This is a genomic window from Anaeromicropila herbilytica (assembly GCF_016591975.1).
Taxonomy (GTDB): domain Bacteria; phylum Bacillota; class Clostridia; order Lachnospirales; family Lachnospiraceae; genus Anaeromicropila; species Anaeromicropila herbilytica.
Genome location: NZ_AP024169.1, coordinates 1,579,621 through 1,595,512, shown reverse-complemented (window position 1 = coordinate 1,595,512; position 15,892 = coordinate 1,579,621). Strand labels below are relative to the sequence as shown.

Annotated in this window: 16 protein-coding genes; 1 reads left to right on the top strand and 15 read right to left on the bottom strand. The window is 32.1% G+C overall.

Annotated features, from left to right (window positions below; translation table 11 throughout):
• Positions 1-16 precede the first annotated feature (16 nt).
• From bsdtb5_RS06870 to bsdtb5_RS06850, 5 genes are all read right to left on the bottom strand, one after another.
• Positions 17-550, bottom strand: coding sequence for a nitroreductase family protein (locus bsdtb5_RS06870; protein ID WP_271715293.1), 534 nt, complete (start codon positions 548-550; stop codon positions 17-19).
• 294 nt (positions 551-844) lie between these two features.
• Positions 845-1,921, bottom strand: a complete 1,077-nt coding sequence (locus tag bsdtb5_RS06865; RefSeq protein WP_271715292.1) for a serine hydrolase domain-containing protein — start codon at positions 1,919-1,921, stop codon at positions 845-847.
• A gap of 100 nt (positions 1,922-2,021) precedes the next feature.
• Positions 2,022-2,675, bottom strand: coding sequence for a hypothetical protein (locus bsdtb5_RS06860; protein WP_271715291.1), 654 nt, complete (start codon positions 2,673-2,675; stop codon positions 2,022-2,024).
• A 172-nt stretch (positions 2,676-2,847) separates the two neighbouring features.
• On the bottom strand, positions 2,848-3,498 hold the full coding sequence (locus bsdtb5_RS06855) for a YigZ family protein (RefSeq protein ID WP_271715290.1): 651 nt from the start codon (positions 3,496-3,498) through the stop codon (positions 2,848-2,850).
• 348 nt (positions 3,499-3,846) lie between these two features.
• Complete coding sequence (locus bsdtb5_RS06850) at positions 3,847-4,143, bottom strand: DUF6514 family protein (protein WP_271715289.1); 297 nt, start codon at positions 4,141-4,143, stop codon at positions 3,847-3,849.
• A gap of 326 nt (positions 4,144-4,469) precedes the next feature.
• On the opposite strand from bsdtb5_RS06850, the gene bsdtb5_RS06845 reads away from it, so the two are divergent.
• Positions 4,470-7,178 (top strand): transglycosylase domain-containing protein, encoded by a 2,709-nt coding sequence (locus bsdtb5_RS06845; RefSeq protein WP_271715288.1) that lies wholly within the window; start codon positions 4,470-4,472, stop codon positions 7,176-7,178.
• A 55-nt stretch (positions 7,179-7,233) separates the two neighbouring features.
• Here the strand turns inward: bsdtb5_RS06845 and bsdtb5_RS06840 are convergent, their stop codons facing one another.
• From bsdtb5_RS06840 to sigF, 10 genes are all read right to left on the bottom strand, one after another.
• Complete coding sequence (locus tag bsdtb5_RS06840) at positions 7,234-8,241, bottom strand: L-rhamnose/proton symporter RhaT (protein WP_271715287.1); 1,008 nt, start codon at positions 8,239-8,241, stop codon at positions 7,234-7,236.
• Between the two features lie 236 nt (positions 8,242-8,477).
• Positions 8,478-8,954, bottom strand: coding sequence for a methylglyoxal synthase (locus tag bsdtb5_RS06835; protein ID WP_271715286.1), 477 nt, complete (start codon positions 8,952-8,954; stop codon positions 8,478-8,480).
• Between the two features lie 103 nt (positions 8,955-9,057).
• Positions 9,058-11,175 carry a methyl-accepting chemotaxis protein gene (locus tag bsdtb5_RS06830; RefSeq protein ID WP_271715285.1) on the bottom strand — a complete coding sequence of 706 codons (2,118 nt, stop codon included), beginning with the start codon at positions 11,173-11,175 and terminating at the stop codon, positions 9,058-9,060.
• A 439-nt stretch (positions 11,176-11,614) separates the two neighbouring features.
• Positions 11,615-11,971: a stage V sporulation protein AE gene (gene spoVAE / locus bsdtb5_RS06825; protein WP_271716061.1), complete on the bottom strand. Its 357-nt coding sequence runs from the start codon at positions 11,969-11,971 to the stop codon at positions 11,615-11,617.
• Between the two features lie 31 nt (positions 11,972-12,002).
• Entirely contained in the window at positions 12,003-13,076 is a 1,074-nt protein-coding gene (gene spoVAD, locus bsdtb5_RS06820) for a stage V sporulation protein AD (protein ID WP_271715284.1), read from the bottom strand.
• Between the two features lie 18 nt (positions 13,077-13,094).
• Positions 13,095-13,604 carry a stage V sporulation protein AC gene (spoVAC, locus tag bsdtb5_RS06815; protein WP_271715283.1) on the bottom strand — a complete coding sequence of 170 codons (510 nt, stop codon included), beginning with the start codon at positions 13,602-13,604 and terminating at the stop codon, positions 13,095-13,097.
• Positions 13,605-13,790: 186 nt separating this feature from the next.
• A complete protein-coding gene (locus bsdtb5_RS06810) occupies positions 13,791-14,216 on the bottom strand; it encodes a stage V sporulation protein AB (RefSeq protein ID WP_271715282.1) in 426 nt (141 codons plus the stop codon).
• Positions 14,203-14,832 (bottom strand): stage V sporulation protein AA, encoded by a 630-nt coding sequence (locus bsdtb5_RS06805; protein WP_271715281.1) that lies wholly within the window; start codon positions 14,830-14,832, stop codon positions 14,203-14,205. Before bsdtb5_RS06805 ends, bsdtb5_RS06810 begins: the two co-directional genes overlap by 14 nt.
• 15 nt (positions 14,833-14,847) lie before the next feature.
• Positions 14,848-14,997, bottom strand: coding sequence for a hypothetical protein (locus bsdtb5_RS06800; protein ID WP_271715280.1), 150 nt, complete (start codon positions 14,995-14,997; stop codon positions 14,848-14,850).
• Between the two features lie 181 nt (positions 14,998-15,178).
• The gene (gene sigF / locus bsdtb5_RS06795; RefSeq protein WP_271715279.1) at positions 15,179-15,892 is read right to left on the bottom strand and encodes an RNA polymerase sporulation sigma factor SigF; all 714 of its coding nucleotides are present in this window, start codon (positions 15,890-15,892) and stop codon (positions 15,179-15,181) included.

Sequence of the window (15,892 nt, the reverse complement as noted above, 5' to 3'; positions counted from 1 at the left end):
CATTCTCTCCTAAATTCTAGATTTCTTTGAGTATTAAATCTGCACCTTTTCTCTTTGGCATATCCGGATGCTCCTCAGGGATACCAAGTGCAATTACAGATGATACTTCTTCTGTATCTGGTGCACCAATTAACTTATGAATTGCTTCTGCATCAAAATATCCCATAATAACAGTACCATAACCTAATTCATGTGCTTCAAGACAGAATAATAGATTGGATTGCCCACAATCATACATCTCCCATGCATCACCTTTGAATGTATCTGGTTGCCCCTCACGGTTGAATCCAGAGCGTTTTTTCACTACAGTAGATACAATAATCACTGGAGCTGAACTAGTAGCTGGTTGATTAAATCCTGGAACTAAGTCTACCATTTGATCTTTTATTTCTTTTGTTTTAACTGCATAATATCTTGTTACTTGAGTATTCTTCCATGAAGGTGCAAGTGAGGCTGCATCTACCATTTTTATGATATCTTCTGAGGATACTTCCTCTGTTTTAAATTTTCTTATACTTCTTCTGTTTTTAATACATTCTTTAAATTCCATATATATTACCTAATAAATAACCCAACTTCCCATTGATGGATTATTGCCACAGCAAAAAAAGTTGATAGAATAACTATGTGGCATTCCTCTCTGATTTATTTTCTTTCACTATGATTGTAGCATATTTTTAAAAATACTCAAGTTGAAATGTATTCTCTATTTAATCTCATTCATATCCTTTATGAATTGCTCAATCACCTTCCATTGTTTGGGAGGAAAATCAAACAATCAATATACAACAAAATATTTCTTTTTTGACATTTGATACTCGAGGATTTCAACGAAATCTTCTCTTTACTTATAGTATCTATGATAAATTTCTGTTTGCATTTGCCTATGTAACTCCCATATATTGCAATCTTGATTTGCTAAGATAGAAACCGTAATATCCGCTTTAGGATAATAAGAGAACATTGTAGCAACCCCATTATTTAATCCATCTTTATAGATACAAAATGTTTCTTTCTCTATCTCGATGAATTCAAAAGCATATCCATTTCTAATAGTGGTATCAGGTGCTTCTCTCCAACTAGATGGTTTAATAATATCACAGTGAGGAGTTAGTAACATTTGACTATATTTTTCAGCAAATAATTTACCGTCCTTTATTCCTCGCATAAATTTATCTAAATCTTCAACTGTCGTATATGCTCCACTATCTGCGGTTCCAATTGGAGGATAACAATATATATTTTTCTTAAAACCAATCCAATTATCATTTTCATCAAATACGCTAGTGTAACCTTCTGCGGTATTTTCATTAATCTCATCCATAGAGCTGAATCTTGTATTCGTCATTTCACATACTTTAAAAATATTCTCAGTAACATATGTTCTATAACTGACTCCTGTTAATTTTTCTATTGCCAATCCTAATAATATAAAGGCGCAATTACTATATCTTACATTAGTTCCAGCTTTAAAATATGGATCCTTATATGCAAAATTTTTCAGAAAATCTTTACATTCTCGAAATGAATAATTTGGAGTGTTAATAAACAATGCCGAATACTCTTCACCAGCTTCCTCGTCTGCATCATCTGCAATGCCAGATGTATGATTAAGTAAATGCTCTATTGTTACATTCTCTGGAATCTTAGTATCCTTCAAGTCAATAATATTAACGATTTTATCCGTTAAGTTTAATACACCTTTTTCTATCAATTGCATAATAGCTGCCGCTGTAAAAGTTTTCGTAATTGATGCAGTATCAAATTTAGTATCAATTACATTTGGAATACCAAAAGCTATATTAGCATAACCATATGATCCTGAAAAGATAATTTCATGTTCTGATTTTACCATACAGGTACCACTAAATTTTTTATTTTGTGCGTACTCCATACATAAGTTTTCAAATATTGTTCTCATTTTCTTCTCCTATTTACTATAAATATAAGTTGTGTCATCAACACATCTCGGTGATGATGACACAACTGTAACAATTTAATGATCCACTGACGATTATTTTCTATCTTTGCTCCAGTATTAAGTATCCCTTTTCGTTAATCCATTTTTTTCGACCATTTACATACTCATTATTTTTAATATCTTCTCGTAACACCCCAGCAAAATTAATCTTATATACATCATTCATTGGTGGCCATTCAAGTAGTATACCTTCCTTTTTCATTGTCTCTGTTACATCAACCCCGAATGATTCTGGTGCTTCTACCAGTATATATTCTTTTTCCTTGAATTGCTCCATGAATTCTACACAGTTAATCCTTAGTTGCTTTTTTGCTGTTCCTTGCCAATATAGACTACATCTACATTGCTTGTCCGTCCAATTTGGATGTCTATCCCTCATTTTCTCAACATGTTGCTTCAGATTAAAAATACTGTAGATTGCATAGATTGGTTTACTCATATCAAATATTTGATCAAAACCAGGTATATTAGGTGGACAATTTGCTTTCTTACCATAATTAGGACATCCTTTATTATGTCCAGGATATTTTACCATACATTTACCAAAAGGTGAATCACATAGATTATTTTTTTGTAATTCACAATTCAAACAATCTTGTTCTTTTCCACTAATATAGCATTTTGGATACCTAATTATTGGTTTCACTTCTATATAAAATTTATTATCATTTTCAAGAAATTTATTTTCTTTCATTGGTTTCACCTCTATTATTATAAATAATGTGAATATTTTTCAACTTAACCTAAATTAATAAAATCATAAAATTTTTATCAATAAACTAGTTTATGCTTTTTTGCCTGTAAATACACAATAGTATTTCTACCGTATCTAAAAAGCCAGGTAATAATACCTGGCTTATCAAAATTTAAAAGATAACTGTTTCACCCAATATATTGGCATAATAAACTTGATCTTTTAATAACATTTTCGCTTTTCCGTTAGTTGCTTCTATTACTTTTTTTTGAAAACAATCTAAATCCCTTGGTGGTAATAGTAAATGTATTGTCACTTCATCTGTATAGTCCGTATCTACTGTTGTAATATTCATCTGTCCGATAATATATTGAATTTTACCAATACCATTATAATCTGTATTCACTTCTAATTGATATCCTAGACTTTTATTAATAATAATGCTTTTATTTAATCCTTCTTTCGTAGCTTTCTGATAAGCTCGAATAAGACCCCCTGTACCTAATAGTACTCCGCCAAAATATCTTGTTACAACAACTAAAGCGTTATGAATCTCTTCCTTTACAAGTATCTCTAGCATCGGTTTGCCTGCTGTTCCACTTGGCTCACCGTCATCGCTACAACGAATAATTTCATTTTTAGATCCAATAACATATGCTGAACAGTTGTGTCTTGCATCCCAGTATTTCTTTTTCTGTGCCTCTATAAAAGTTAATGCCTCTTCTTCCGTATCTACTGGTACCACGGTTGCAATAAAACGAGACTTTTTCTCAATGATCTCACCTTCGCCACCTTCATAGACTACTTTATATTCCTCAACCATAGATTGCTCCTTATCTCTTTGTATCTTATTTAGCAAAAGACTCTTTTTACTATAAAGTCTATAGCTCATAATAAAGTTACTAATGATACTAAAGTATCTAATTAGTAAACTATCATTACGGATATAATGTATATAATAGAATGTAATTTCTTACACTCTTTCCTCTTTCTTAGCCATATGGCTTCGAACAATATTTCATTGTTTATTATACATAATACAAATTTACAAGTCAATTTTGGTTCATATATTTTCATCTTATAGCAAACATTCTTCCTCATTTATTGATGTTCACATAAACGAGAAAAGGTCGTTTCGTTTTTGCATTTTCTAAGCTTTTAGTTTATGTATTTAACTGCATAACCGAACGGTTATCATTTCATCGATGATCTCTATCATTGAAATGGGAGTAACGTCATTATCCATTAACTGCTTTATCATTTGCTCAACAAATTCCTTAGAATATGATATTGCATCCACCTCTTCTGATTCCATATAGTCATCAATCTTTTTTGTAATCTTTACTCCATAAAGAGCTTTCTCTTTATTCTCTTCTGATACATGTTCTAGTAAATAATATTCCAAACTCATCATCCGCATGTCTTCCAGTTCAATTGTTTTTGAACCAACTAGAATTTTGTTTTTCATTAGGACCCCTCCATATCTACCAATAATATGTAATTATACAAGTAAAGTATGCATAGTAAAAGTATAACTTATCGCAAAATCGTTAGAATAACGACATCTTTTGACAGTTCTCTACGTAGATTTTTAATAAATCAATAGTTTTTACAATTATTTTTTGTTATATTTAATTTTTTTCACTAAATTTTTACGTATTATTTTTCATTATTGGACAATAACATAATCTAGATTGAGATAAATCATATTTATGTAATAAATGTCAATTTTTTATTTTAACCTTTATTTAAAGTTTCTAATTTGGTATAATAGTACGGAAAAGGAGGTTTACTATGAACTTTAGTAAAAAAGAAGCCGCAAACAAGCAAAGAAGATTGAAGTCAGCATCTGCTAAATTAAAAACCAAAGCATTGATTTCATTATTTCGTATTTTTCTTGTTAGTATTGTTTTGCTTGCTTTCGTAGGAGTAGCATCTGGTTATGGTGTAATTAAAGGTTTAATTGACGATGCACCTAACATTGACGCTATCGATGTCGCTCCAACCGGTTTTTCTACAACTATATATGATCAAGATGGTAATGAGCTCATAAAGCTTGCAGGTTCGCAAGCCAATAGAATATATGCCGATATAGATAAAATACCAAAGAATTTACAAAATGCATTTATCGCAATTGAAGATGAACGTTTTTATAAACACAATGGTATTGACGTAAGAGGTATTTTTCGAGCGTTTTTTGTAGGTATTTCCTCTGGTGATTTTTCCGAAGGTGCAAGTACTTTAACTCAACAATTATTGAAAAATCAAGTTTTTGAAGGTGGGAACGAAACTGGATTTATATCTAGATTTGAAAGAAAAGTACAAGAACAATATCTTGCAGTTCAATTAGAAAATAAACTAACTAAAAAACAAATTTTAGAATATTATCTTAATACAATTAATCTAGGACAGAATACTTTAGGTGTACAAGCTGCCTCATTACGTTATTTTAACAAAGATGTAAGTGATATCACTTTATCTGAAGCTGCAGTTATTGCTGGTATTACACAATCACCAGTTTATCTTAATCCAATTACACATCCAAAAGCAAATGCTAAGAGACGTAGCGAGATTCTAAATAATATGTTAGAGCAAAAATTAATATCTCAAGCGAATTACGATAAAGCAGTTCAAGATGATGAAGTATATGATAGAATTCAAACAGTCAATAAAGAACAATCCGATTCATCCGTATATTCTTATTTCGTCGATGAATTGATTAACCAAGTCATTAATGATTTGCAAACAAAAAAAGGTTATAGTTATACGCAAGCTACAAATGCTTTATATCGTGGTGGATTGAGTATTTATACAACACAAGATTCGGCCATTCAAAAAATATGCGATAGTGTATTCCAAGACCCAAGCTATTTCCCTTCCAATTCAAAATGGGAATTATCCTATCGACTTTCGATATTAAAGAAAAATGGAAAAACTGTGAATTACTCCGAAGGACATGTTCGTAATTATTTTTCACAAAAACATCAGACTATGCCAGAATTATTTAGTCAAAAGGGTGATGTAAAACCTTATATCCAAGAATTCAAATCTTCTGTCGTAGAGGATGGTGATGAAATTACAGGTGAAAAAGTTACAATGACAATTGAACCACAAGCTTCCTTTGTTGTAATGGATCAAGCTACTGGCCAGGTAAAAGCAATTATAGGTGGCCGTGGACAAAAAGAAGGTAACTTAACTTTGAATCGTGCTTCTACAACAACTAGACAGCCGGGTTCCACCTTTAAGATTTTATCTACTTACTTACCAGCACTTGATACTGGAGGCATGACTTTAGCAAGCGTATTTGATGATTCACCATTTAAATATCCGAATGGAAGACCTGTTAATAACTGGAACCACTCCTATAATGGTCTTACAACTTTAAGACAAGCAATATATAATTCTATGAATATTGTAACAGTAAAGACATTAGAGAAAGTCACACCACAAGTTGGATTTGAATACCTTTCAAAACTTGGATTTAGCACTCTAGTTGAAAATGAAGTTGACGATAACGGAAAAGTTTTTTCAGATATTGGCTTACCAATGGCCCTTGGTGGATTAACAAAAGGTGTTACTAATCTTGAACTTACTGGAGCATTTGCAAGTATAGCGAATGATGGTATCTATACTACGCCAACATTCTATACCAAAATATTAGATCATAATAACAAGGTTCTTATTAATAATAAGCCTAAAACAAGACAGGTTATGAAAGAATCTACCTCATGGTTATTAACAAACGCTATGGAGGACGTTGTTAAAAAGGGAACTGGAACAAGAGTTAGATTTCAAAATATATCAATGCCAATTGCCGGTAAGACGGGTACAACTTCCGATGAAAATGATTTATGGTTTTCTGGATTTACGCCATATTATACGGCGACAATATGGACAGGTTATGATAACAATGGTTCATTAACTGATACAACTTATCACAAAGTTATATGGCGAACGATTATGGAAAAGGTAAATGCTAAATTGCAGACTAAATCCTTTAAGATGCCAGATTCAATTGTATCTGCTAAAATATGTACTAAGTCTGGTAAGTTAGCCATTGATGGGGTATGCAATGAAGCACAGGGCGGATCAACAGTGCGAACTGAATATTTTGCCAAAGGTACAGTTCCAACAGAAAAATGTGATGTTCATATCAAATTATCTATCTGTAAAGAATCTGGTAAGATAGCAAATGAGTATTGTCCTAAAAGCTCTGTTTCTGATAAGGTATATCTGATTAAAGAAAAAGAAAGTGGGCACACCGCAGATACTCCTTATATACTTCCAGAAAATCTACAGGATTCTACCTGCAATGTGCATAATAGTAAGAACAGAGGTAGCTCAGGAGAATTTATTACACCACCATCCAAAGCGTCACCATCTCCTACTCCAAGCACTACACCAAAAGAACCAACGGTACCTATTGTTACCACACCTCCTGTTGTAATTCCTACTCCGACTCAAACTCCAGAGAATGAACCTACTATGGGCAGTGATAATTAAATAGACAATAAAAAACAGACCAAAATTTGGTCTGTTTTTTATTGTCTAACGACTTTTATAAACTATTTGCCAATCCTACAATGATAAATGAGACAACTAAAATCAGATTACCATACAATAAAAGCTTTTTAGGTATTATAAACCCTTTCCATTCACCTGTTAATAATCCCCATCCATTACTAATTATTAACGATAATGCATTAAAGGCAACCCATCCAACTACTGGACCTAAATCTCCCAATAGAATGCTTGCTTTCGCATATACATCAAGCGCTAAAAACCATAGAATAGAGGTCACTAAGAGTTTTCCATATGCAACATGACATCCTTTTTGTACATAGTTTTTATAAGTTCTATTCTTTATCATCAGATAGATCGGATAGACAACCTGAGGTATCACTCCACCAGCTAATACAATTATCCAAGAGATTAGACTTGCATTAATTGGCTTAACGCCATCCTGTATAGCTAAATCTACGGATTTATTTGCAAACGTAAAGCCGATATTCATAGCTGCAGACCCAAGTCCCGCAAACATAGCTAACATAATTCCACGAACAAATAGTGGATTACTTTCATTATCTTTATTTGCCTTTGATTCCTTATCTTTCAATAAACCAGCTTTCGTAATTACAAAAACGCCCAATAGCATAACAATATAACCTATGATTAGAGTAACTAATACTTTTGTTTTTGGCAAATCACCAAGGATAAAGAGGGATAAGAAGGAACCAAGTGAAGCTGATATCCCCATATTCAATCCATATGTTAAAGACATTCCAATTGAGTCAATTGCTTTTCCAAAAAGTAGAGCACTTATTCCCCATATAAATCCACAAATCATTGCTAAAACAACAGTCTTAGCTGGAGTATCTAAGATATATTCCATGTAATTTGGTACTTCCACTCTCATAATAGCTTGAGGAATTATAAAAGCTCCAACTAAAGAAAATAATCCCCAAAAAGCTTCCCATGAAAAAGGCTTATAATTTTTCATTCCTAAGCCAAAACTACCTTGAAAGATTCCCGCAAGTATCAATACAATAAATCCATAACTAGCCATATAATTTCCTCCATAACTTTCACTAATAGCAAACATTATAGTTATAACATAAAATATTTCTTTCTTCCATGTGTTTTATCAGACATGTCAGATGTATTTTCTTAGCTAAATTTCTTATTTAACATAACTTTTCTATTAATCATTCTGCTATTCCATGTTGCTACACTATTTTGGCGTTATTATAATATAAAAAAGGTATATAAGTCTCAAATCAACTTATATACCTTCTTATTTATCTAGTGAAATGAATCCACGCGTTTATTCATATGTTTATTAAAATTAATTACGGAATGCTCGTACTCTTCATTCATATAACTTGATGTAAGCATAAAATCAGCCGTTGATTTATTATTAGCAATTGGAATATCATATACAACTGCTATTCTTAATAATGCTCTTACATCTGGATCATGAGGTTGTGCTTCAAGTGGATCCCAGAAAAATACTACAAAATCAATTCCACCTTCAACAATTTTTGCTCCAATTTGTTGATCTCCTCCAAGTGGACCACTATTATATCCTCTTACAGGAAGTCCTGTCTTATCAGCTATTAATCTAGCAGATGTTCCTGTTCCACATAGAAAATGATTCTTTAAAATTTCTTTATTATCTTCTACCCATTGAATTAACTCTGGTTTTTTACTATCATGTGCAATAAGTGCTATATGTTTTTGCTTGCCAATAGTAAATTTTACATAATCATCTTGTAACATATCGCTACCTCCTTAGTTCTAACTTCTGTCCATTCTATTATATTATAAAATGGACAAGAATGCTATACTAACGCTACATACTTTCAGTTATTTTGACTAGTTACTACAACTGGAATAAATGAACTGATTCATCAAGTTCTTTCGCATTATCTTCTAATCTATTTGCTTCATCATGAAGTTCGTTAACTGCTTGTAATTGACGTTCGGCAATGTTCATTACTTCTTCTGATACCGCTTTTGTTTCCTCAGTTACTGCAGAGATCTGCTCAATTGACTCAAGGGTTACATCTTTAGCCATTTCCATGTTCTTCGCATCACTTGCTATTTCTGTCAAACTAGATGATAAATAGTCAACTGAACTTTGAATATTTCGAAATACTTCTACGGTATTATGTAATGCTTCTTCTTGAGATGCTATAATATTTTCTGCATCTTTTGCATTACCTGCTGTAAGTTTTGTTCTATTCTGAATGTTCGTGATAATATCTCTAATCTTACCAGTAGCTTCTCCAGATTCGTTTGCTAACTTTCTAATTTCATCGGCAACGACTGCAAATCCTTTACCAGCACTTCCTGCTCTTGCTGCTTCAATTGATGCATTTAGAGCCAATAATCTTGTCTCCTCTGCAATTCCATTAATTACTTCAATAATATTTTCAATTGCACCAGATTCTTCTTCTAAAGTCTCAATATTTTCGATCATTGTATGAGCAATCACTGCGGTATTCTTCGCTTTGTGACCTAATTCATCCATAGTAATCATACCGTTTCCAATGATTTCTTTGGTGTCTGTTGTTATTTTGTCAATTTTTTGAGTATTATTATACACTAGATTAATTTTATTCGCTAATTCATCCATTTGAACTACACAGCTCTGAGCATAATCTGCTTGATTCGATACTCCAGCTTCAATCTCACCAATGGCTGTTGCTATTTCTTTACTTGATTTTACCAACATAGTAGATGAATCTGCAAACTTATAAGCTGCACTTGATACCTTTGCACTAACAGTTGTCATTTTTAGAATTAACTCTTTCATACTACCTACCATATTTCTGATACTATTAGCAAGTGTAAGGAATTCATCTTTTCTCTTTGTAGTAATATCAACCGTAAGATTACCAGAAGATACTTTATATAATCCTCTATTCATATCTTTAATTGTATTACCAATACCTGATGATATAACAGATGCAATTGCAAGAGCTGCAATGGAAGCTAAAGTAACTATCACTAAAGATAGATATTTAATACCTGATACTTTTCCAATAATCACTGACTTTGGAATAAGGACACAGATACTTGCTCCAATACCATCAAGTTTTTTGAATGCAAAAAAATATTTCTTATTCTTATATGTTACGTATTCATTACCTGAACCTGTTTTGGATTTACTAATTTTCTTATAATAAGATTTATCATGAAATAAATTTGTTGCTTTGGTTCCAGTAAGTAATTCTCTTCCATCCTCAACCACAAATCCTACTATGCTACTTTTTCCAAAGTCAAGTCCCTTTAATACTCTATTTATTTCATCATATTTTACATCAGCGATAACTGTAGCATCTGTATTTGGGAATTGTTTTAAGTATGATATACCATATTTAGATGTTTCAATTTTTATTTGCTTATCTATGTATTTATGTTCACCAGTCCATACAGATTCTGTTCTTTTCGCTAACATTTTCTTGCCTTCTTCGGAAGCAATAAAATCATTATAGATATTCGAAACAGTTCCAGCAGTTGATGCAGAAGTACCATAATTAGCAATAAGATGGATATCGCTAATCAACTTATTCGCCTTTTGCTTATTCGCTAAAGTACTATATAAATCGTTAGAAATACGATATTCATTTGTTGTATCATCTTTGTAATAAGAATTAAAATATCTTGTGATTTCTAGATCTGATGCAATTTCATCTGCTGATGCTTCTATACCTTGAAATCCTAAGTCAAAGTACTGTCCCGTCATGTCTATTGTTTTTTGAGTAGCATTTTCATAATTGTTAATTATATTTTTTGAAGCTACTTCATAAGATATGATTCCTAAACAGATAATAAAAGCAACTGGAATTAGAAATGCTCCTATTAATTTCATTTGAATACCAGTTGTTGCTGCCTTCTTAAATCCCTTGAACTTCATTTTTTTGATATTTATTTTCTTGCTTTCTTTCAGTGGAACTTTATTAATACCTTCTTGTTGTTTCATTTTAAATTTCATTTGTACTTATTCCTCCTACTTACTTTACCATACATAATATTTTTTATTATATTTTTTTACACTTCCTTTTATAATAATTTATATTTAATACAATCGAATAACGTCTCATTCGATGCCAAACGCCATTTTACCACAAAACATCTTATGAATCAAATTGAAAATTAGTAATAAAGTCCTATACATGATTTTAGTTACATTTTATACAGTTTTTATTAATATATTTGCCGTATTATATACATTTACTACCACATATGGTACAAATTAACTCTTAAATACTTTATATAATTAAGAACCCTATAGTTTCCTATAGGGCCCATATCTATATTAAAAGCAGATGATATATTTTTCTTACATAACTTAAAATAACATATTTAAAAAGAAATATTACATCAAAAATATATTATCTGCTTGAAATATAATGGTATATGTTGATAAAAAATTAACTTTTCATTTTTGGATTAAATATCCATGATGCAATATAACTAAATATTAAAGCAGTCGAGATTCCTACTGCAGATGCAGTAAATCCCCCCATAAATAAACCAATCCAGCCATCCTTATTTAAAGCATCCTTAATTCCCTGAAATAAGGTATTTCCGAAACCAAGAAGAGGTACACTAGCTCCTGCACCAGCAAAATCTACAAAAGGTTCATATATTCCAAAGAATCCAAGTACGGCACCTGAACACACTAAGATTACCATGATTCTACCTGGCAATAGTTTTGTATTATCCATAAATAGTTGGACAACAGCGCAAATGACCCCACCAACTAGAAAAGCTTTTACATAATCCATCTCCATCACTGCCTTTCTCATTTAAGCTAATCTATTCCATAATCTCTATAACCACACCATGTGCAATACCAGGTACCGAATTGCCTTCATTGAAACTAACGGTTGATAATAAAGCTCCTGTTGGCACAAATAACACCTTTTTCCACTCTCTTTGAATCATCTTTTTAAATACGTAGCCTGTTAATGTGATTGCACTACAGCCACATCCACTACCGCCAGAATGTGTATCCTGAGTTTCTTTCGAAAAGATCTCGACACCGCAATCCATATGATTTTTACTGATATCATATCCTTTTTCCTTCATGATATCCTTTAATATATCAGCACCAACATATCCTAAATCTCCGGTAATTATCTTATCGTAATAATCTGGTTTTCTATCAAAATCACTTAAATTATGAAATATTACATCTGCAGCTGCTGGTGCCATACAAGCACCCATATTCATTGAATCTTTTATTCCATAATCCATAACCTTTCCAGTTGTAATACCTGTGATATGAATTGTTGGATTCGTATCCTCTGGTAATTTCTTCACCTCTTTAGGGCTTCCGAGTATTACCGCACCACTTCCAGTTACTGTCCATGTTGCAGCAAGTGGCCTTTGATTACCATAATCAAGAGGAAAACGAAATTGTTTTTCAGCACCTGCAAAATGACTAGATGTTAATGCAATTACTTTATCTGCGAATCCACCATCTATTAACATTGCTGCAATTGATATTGATTCACCCATAGTGGAACAGGCTCCATATACTCCAAACATCGGAATCTCAAGATCAACAATACCAAAAGATGTTGCTATTAATTGCCCTAACAGATCACCTGCTATTAGATAGCGAATGTCCTTGGGCTGTAGAGAAGCTTTTTGAATGGCTAATTCAGCAGCTTTTTTTTGTAATCTACTTTCTGCATCTTCCCATGACTTTCCTCCAGCCAATGGATCTTCTTCAATAATATCAAAACAGCTTCCTAAAGGGCCTTCCCCTTCTTTTTTTCCAGCTATTGAAGAATATCCTAAAACACAAGGTGGATTTTGAAAAAGAACACTTTGCTTTCCTACGCTTTTATTAGTAGATAAACCATTCTCCATACTTATGCCCATTTCCTTTCTCTTAAGCGATTACATAATTTTGGACCAATTCAGTATTAAATATAGAATTCCCAATAACCAGGACGAAAATATTCCATATAAAATAACCGGTCCAGCAATTGTGAATATCTTACAGCCAATACCAAAGACTTGTCCCTCTCTTTTAAATTCAATTGCTGGTGCTGCCACTGAATTCGCGAATCCTGTGATAGGAACAATCGTACCAGCACCTCCGAATTTTGCCAACTTAGGATATATACCAAATCCAGTTAATACAACACTTAAGAATACTAATGTAACAACCGTGAATAATGCTGCCTTTTCTTTATCAGCACCATATGATATATATAGGTTTGTAAATATTTGTCCGATTGTACAGATTATTCCGCCAACAAAAAATGCATAACACATATTAATAAACCAACTATGTTTTGGTGTTACTTTCTCAACATATTCATTATATTTTTGATCACGAAGTGACTGATTTTTCTCGTTTATAACATCTTTCATAGTACTCTGTTTTTTTTCATCTTCACTCATACAAGCTCCCATCTGCCGTTATCTACGACATACAAATTCTTGATGTATCAACGCATTAAATACTCTTTCTTTCACACTAGCTCCCATCAGTCGCCTCCCGCGACATATAAATCAGGGGTGTGAAACGTTTTCTTTCACACTAGATATCATCTACAATAATAGATAAATTATTCATATTTTAAAATCTTATGGACCTGCATTTAAATATAATTGATAAAATGCACCAACTGCTTTACCAAGTGCTATACTAATGACAATAATAGATATTCCTTTTGTTAATTTCGCTCTCATAAAAAATATGGGAATGACCTGTAATACTTCTGCAAGAGCAATCGCTAGGCACCCAACAAATATTCCCGAAAATAACCCAAAAATAATAAGACCAATTTTACCTACTGACACTTCAATATGAAAAATATTAATTGTATTTGCTATAATTCCGCTATAGATGACCATATCTTCATAGACAAGAATATGCTTTGCTGTATTAGTTCGTGCTGCAAACCTAGGTATAATCCCTATCATTGTAATAAAAGCAAACACGCCGGCTGCAACAATCACTCCAAAAGATAAACCCATGATAAATAATAATACAACCTTAATTACAATCAATCGTATTCCCCTCTCTATTCGCATCTGTAATTAATGTATCATTTACATCATTTTCATAGAGCCTCATCTGTATTTGAATAGGGGTAGGATCATTATGCAATTTAAATTTGGAAAAATGGTTAAAAAATATAATTATACCGATTGGAAGTCCTATGGAATATGATATTTCAAGAATGCTTCCACCTTGCTTCTCACTTCCCATGACCAACTTATAGACTAAATCAAAGACTTTTGATACACTAACATCTTCATTAAATGTCATTATACTAAATGCAGAACCAAAGAAGATAGATAATGCAACAAAAGCAGTTTTCATGTACTCAAAAACTACTTTTGATTTTCTGGGCTTTTTATATTCAACGATAAAATCTGTTTCTCCTAAGCTAATAATCTCTAACTCTGGATAGATGGCAATGATTAGTTCAATGACTCTAAGAACAGAAAACATGTACTTACATTCTTTATCAGACTGAATATCAAATAATTTTACATTTTTTAATTCATCTATAATCTTGGTATTTCGTCCATATACCTTTGCAATATCACTAAGTAAAACTGTCTTATCTGTTACTTCATTATGTTTATCAGCTTTAAGATATACTAATGTCTCTTTCATAAGTGCTCCCTATAGTTAGATATGACATTCGTAATTTACTTGTCTAACAAGAGTTCCATCAAATACTTCCTTGGTATTTGGCTCTATTAAATTATTATATAGTAAGACAGAACATATGATTAATACTACTAAAAACGCTACTAAATATATTTTCTTTCGTTGCATATTATCACTTCCTTTCATATCGTTCTAGTGCAAAGAGTTTGCAATTCAAACTCTCGCGCCAAGTGCGGTCGCATTAAAAAAGAAAAGCATTAACTAGATTTTATTCTAATTAACGCTTTCTTTTCCTTAATTATTATTAATTTTTTATTATTACCTATACTAGTAAAATAATGGTTCTTTTTCATGTCATCTTTTCTTTCATCATCCGAAGTATTTTTTTCTCTAATCTGGATACTTGAACCTGGGATATTCCAAGTTCTTTTGCAATATCAGTTTGTGTTTTGTCATAAAAGTAACGAAGTTCTATAAGATCTCGATCCTTTCTGTCTAGTGAATCTAATATTTCTTTTAATGCGAGCTTATCAATCATAATTTCATTTTCATCCGTTGACTGTTCTAACTTATCAATTAAATAAATAGCATTTCCATCACCTTGATAAATTGTTTTATATAGTGATTCCACTTCTGCATTCGATTCTAACGCCATTACGATATCTTCTGTTTCTATCTGTAGCTCACATGCTATTTCATCTATAGTTGGTTCTCTACCTAACTTATTATTTAAGATTTCTCTCGTAATCTTAACCTTTCCAGCAGTTTCTTTTAATGTTCGGCTAACTTTAATCATACCATCATCACGCAGAAAGCGCTTTATTTCACCTGTTATCATTGGTACTGCATAGGTTGAGAATCTCACATCATAGGATGTATCAAATTTATCAATTGCTTTGATTAGGCCTATGCTTCCAATCTGAAATAAGTCCTCTAACTCATGTCCACGATTAGCAAACCTTCTTACGATACTCCAGACAAGCCCCATATTTTCCGTTACTACTCGGTCTCTTGCCTCTTTATCTCCTTGTTTTGACAATTTGATTAGTTCTAGTGTATCCAT

What these genes read in the sequence shown, in the direction of transcription:
- bsdtb5_RS06870 (WP_271715293.1), bottom strand. Translation starts at nt 550, where the DNA reads ATGGAATTTAAAGAATGTATTAAAAACAGAAGAAGTATAAGAAAATTT.
- bsdtb5_RS06865 (WP_271715292.1), bottom strand. Translation starts at nt 1,921, where the DNA reads ATGAGAACAATATTTGAAAACTTATGTATGGAGTACGCACAAAATAAA.
- bsdtb5_RS06860 (WP_271715291.1), bottom strand. Translation starts at nt 2,675, where the DNA reads ATGAAAGAAAATAAATTTCTTGAAAATGATAATAAATTTTATATAGAA.
- bsdtb5_RS06855 (WP_271715290.1), bottom strand. Translation starts at nt 3,498, where the DNA reads ATGGTTGAGGAATATAAAGTAGTCTATGAAGGTGGCGAAGGTGAGATC.
- bsdtb5_RS06850 (WP_271715289.1), bottom strand. Translation starts at nt 4,143, where the DNA reads ATGAAAAACAAAATTCTAGTTGGTTCAAAAACAATTGAACTGGAAGAC.
- bsdtb5_RS06845 (WP_271715288.1), top strand. Translation starts at nt 4,470, where the DNA reads ATGAACTTTAGTAAAAAAGAAGCCGCAAACAAGCAAAGAAGATTGAAG.
- bsdtb5_RS06840 (WP_271715287.1), bottom strand. Translation starts at nt 8,241, where the DNA reads ATGGCTAGTTATGGATTTATTGTATTGATACTTGCGGGAATCTTTCAA.
- bsdtb5_RS06835 (WP_271715286.1), bottom strand. Translation starts at nt 8,954, where the DNA reads ATGTTACAAGATGATTATGTAAAATTTACTATTGGCAAGCAAAAACAT.
- bsdtb5_RS06830 (WP_271715285.1), bottom strand. Translation starts at nt 11,175, where the DNA reads ATGAAATTTAAAATGAAACAACAAGAAGGTATTAATAAAGTTCCACTG.
- spoVAE (WP_271716061.1), bottom strand. Translation starts at nt 11,971, where the DNA reads ATGGATTATGTAAAAGCTTTTCTAGTTGGTGGGGTCATTTGCGCTGTT.
- spoVAD (WP_271715284.1), bottom strand. Translation starts at nt 13,076, where the DNA reads ATGGGCATAAGTATGGAGAATGGTTTATCTACTAATAAAAGCGTAGGA.
- spoVAC (WP_271715283.1), bottom strand. Translation starts at nt 13,604, where the DNA reads ATGAGTGAAGATGAAAAAAAACAGAGTACTATGAAAGATGTTATAAAC.
- bsdtb5_RS06805 (WP_271715281.1), bottom strand. Translation starts at nt 14,832, where the DNA reads ATGAAAGAGACATTAGTATATCTTAAAGCTGATAAACATAATGAAGTA.
- bsdtb5_RS06800 (WP_271715280.1), bottom strand. Translation starts at nt 14,997, where the DNA reads ATGCAACGAAAGAAAATATATTTAGTAGCGTTTTTAGTAGTATTAATC.
- sigF (WP_271715279.1), bottom strand. Translation starts at nt 15,892, where the DNA reads ATGGATACACTAGAACTAATCAAATTGTCAAAACAAGGAGATAAAGAG.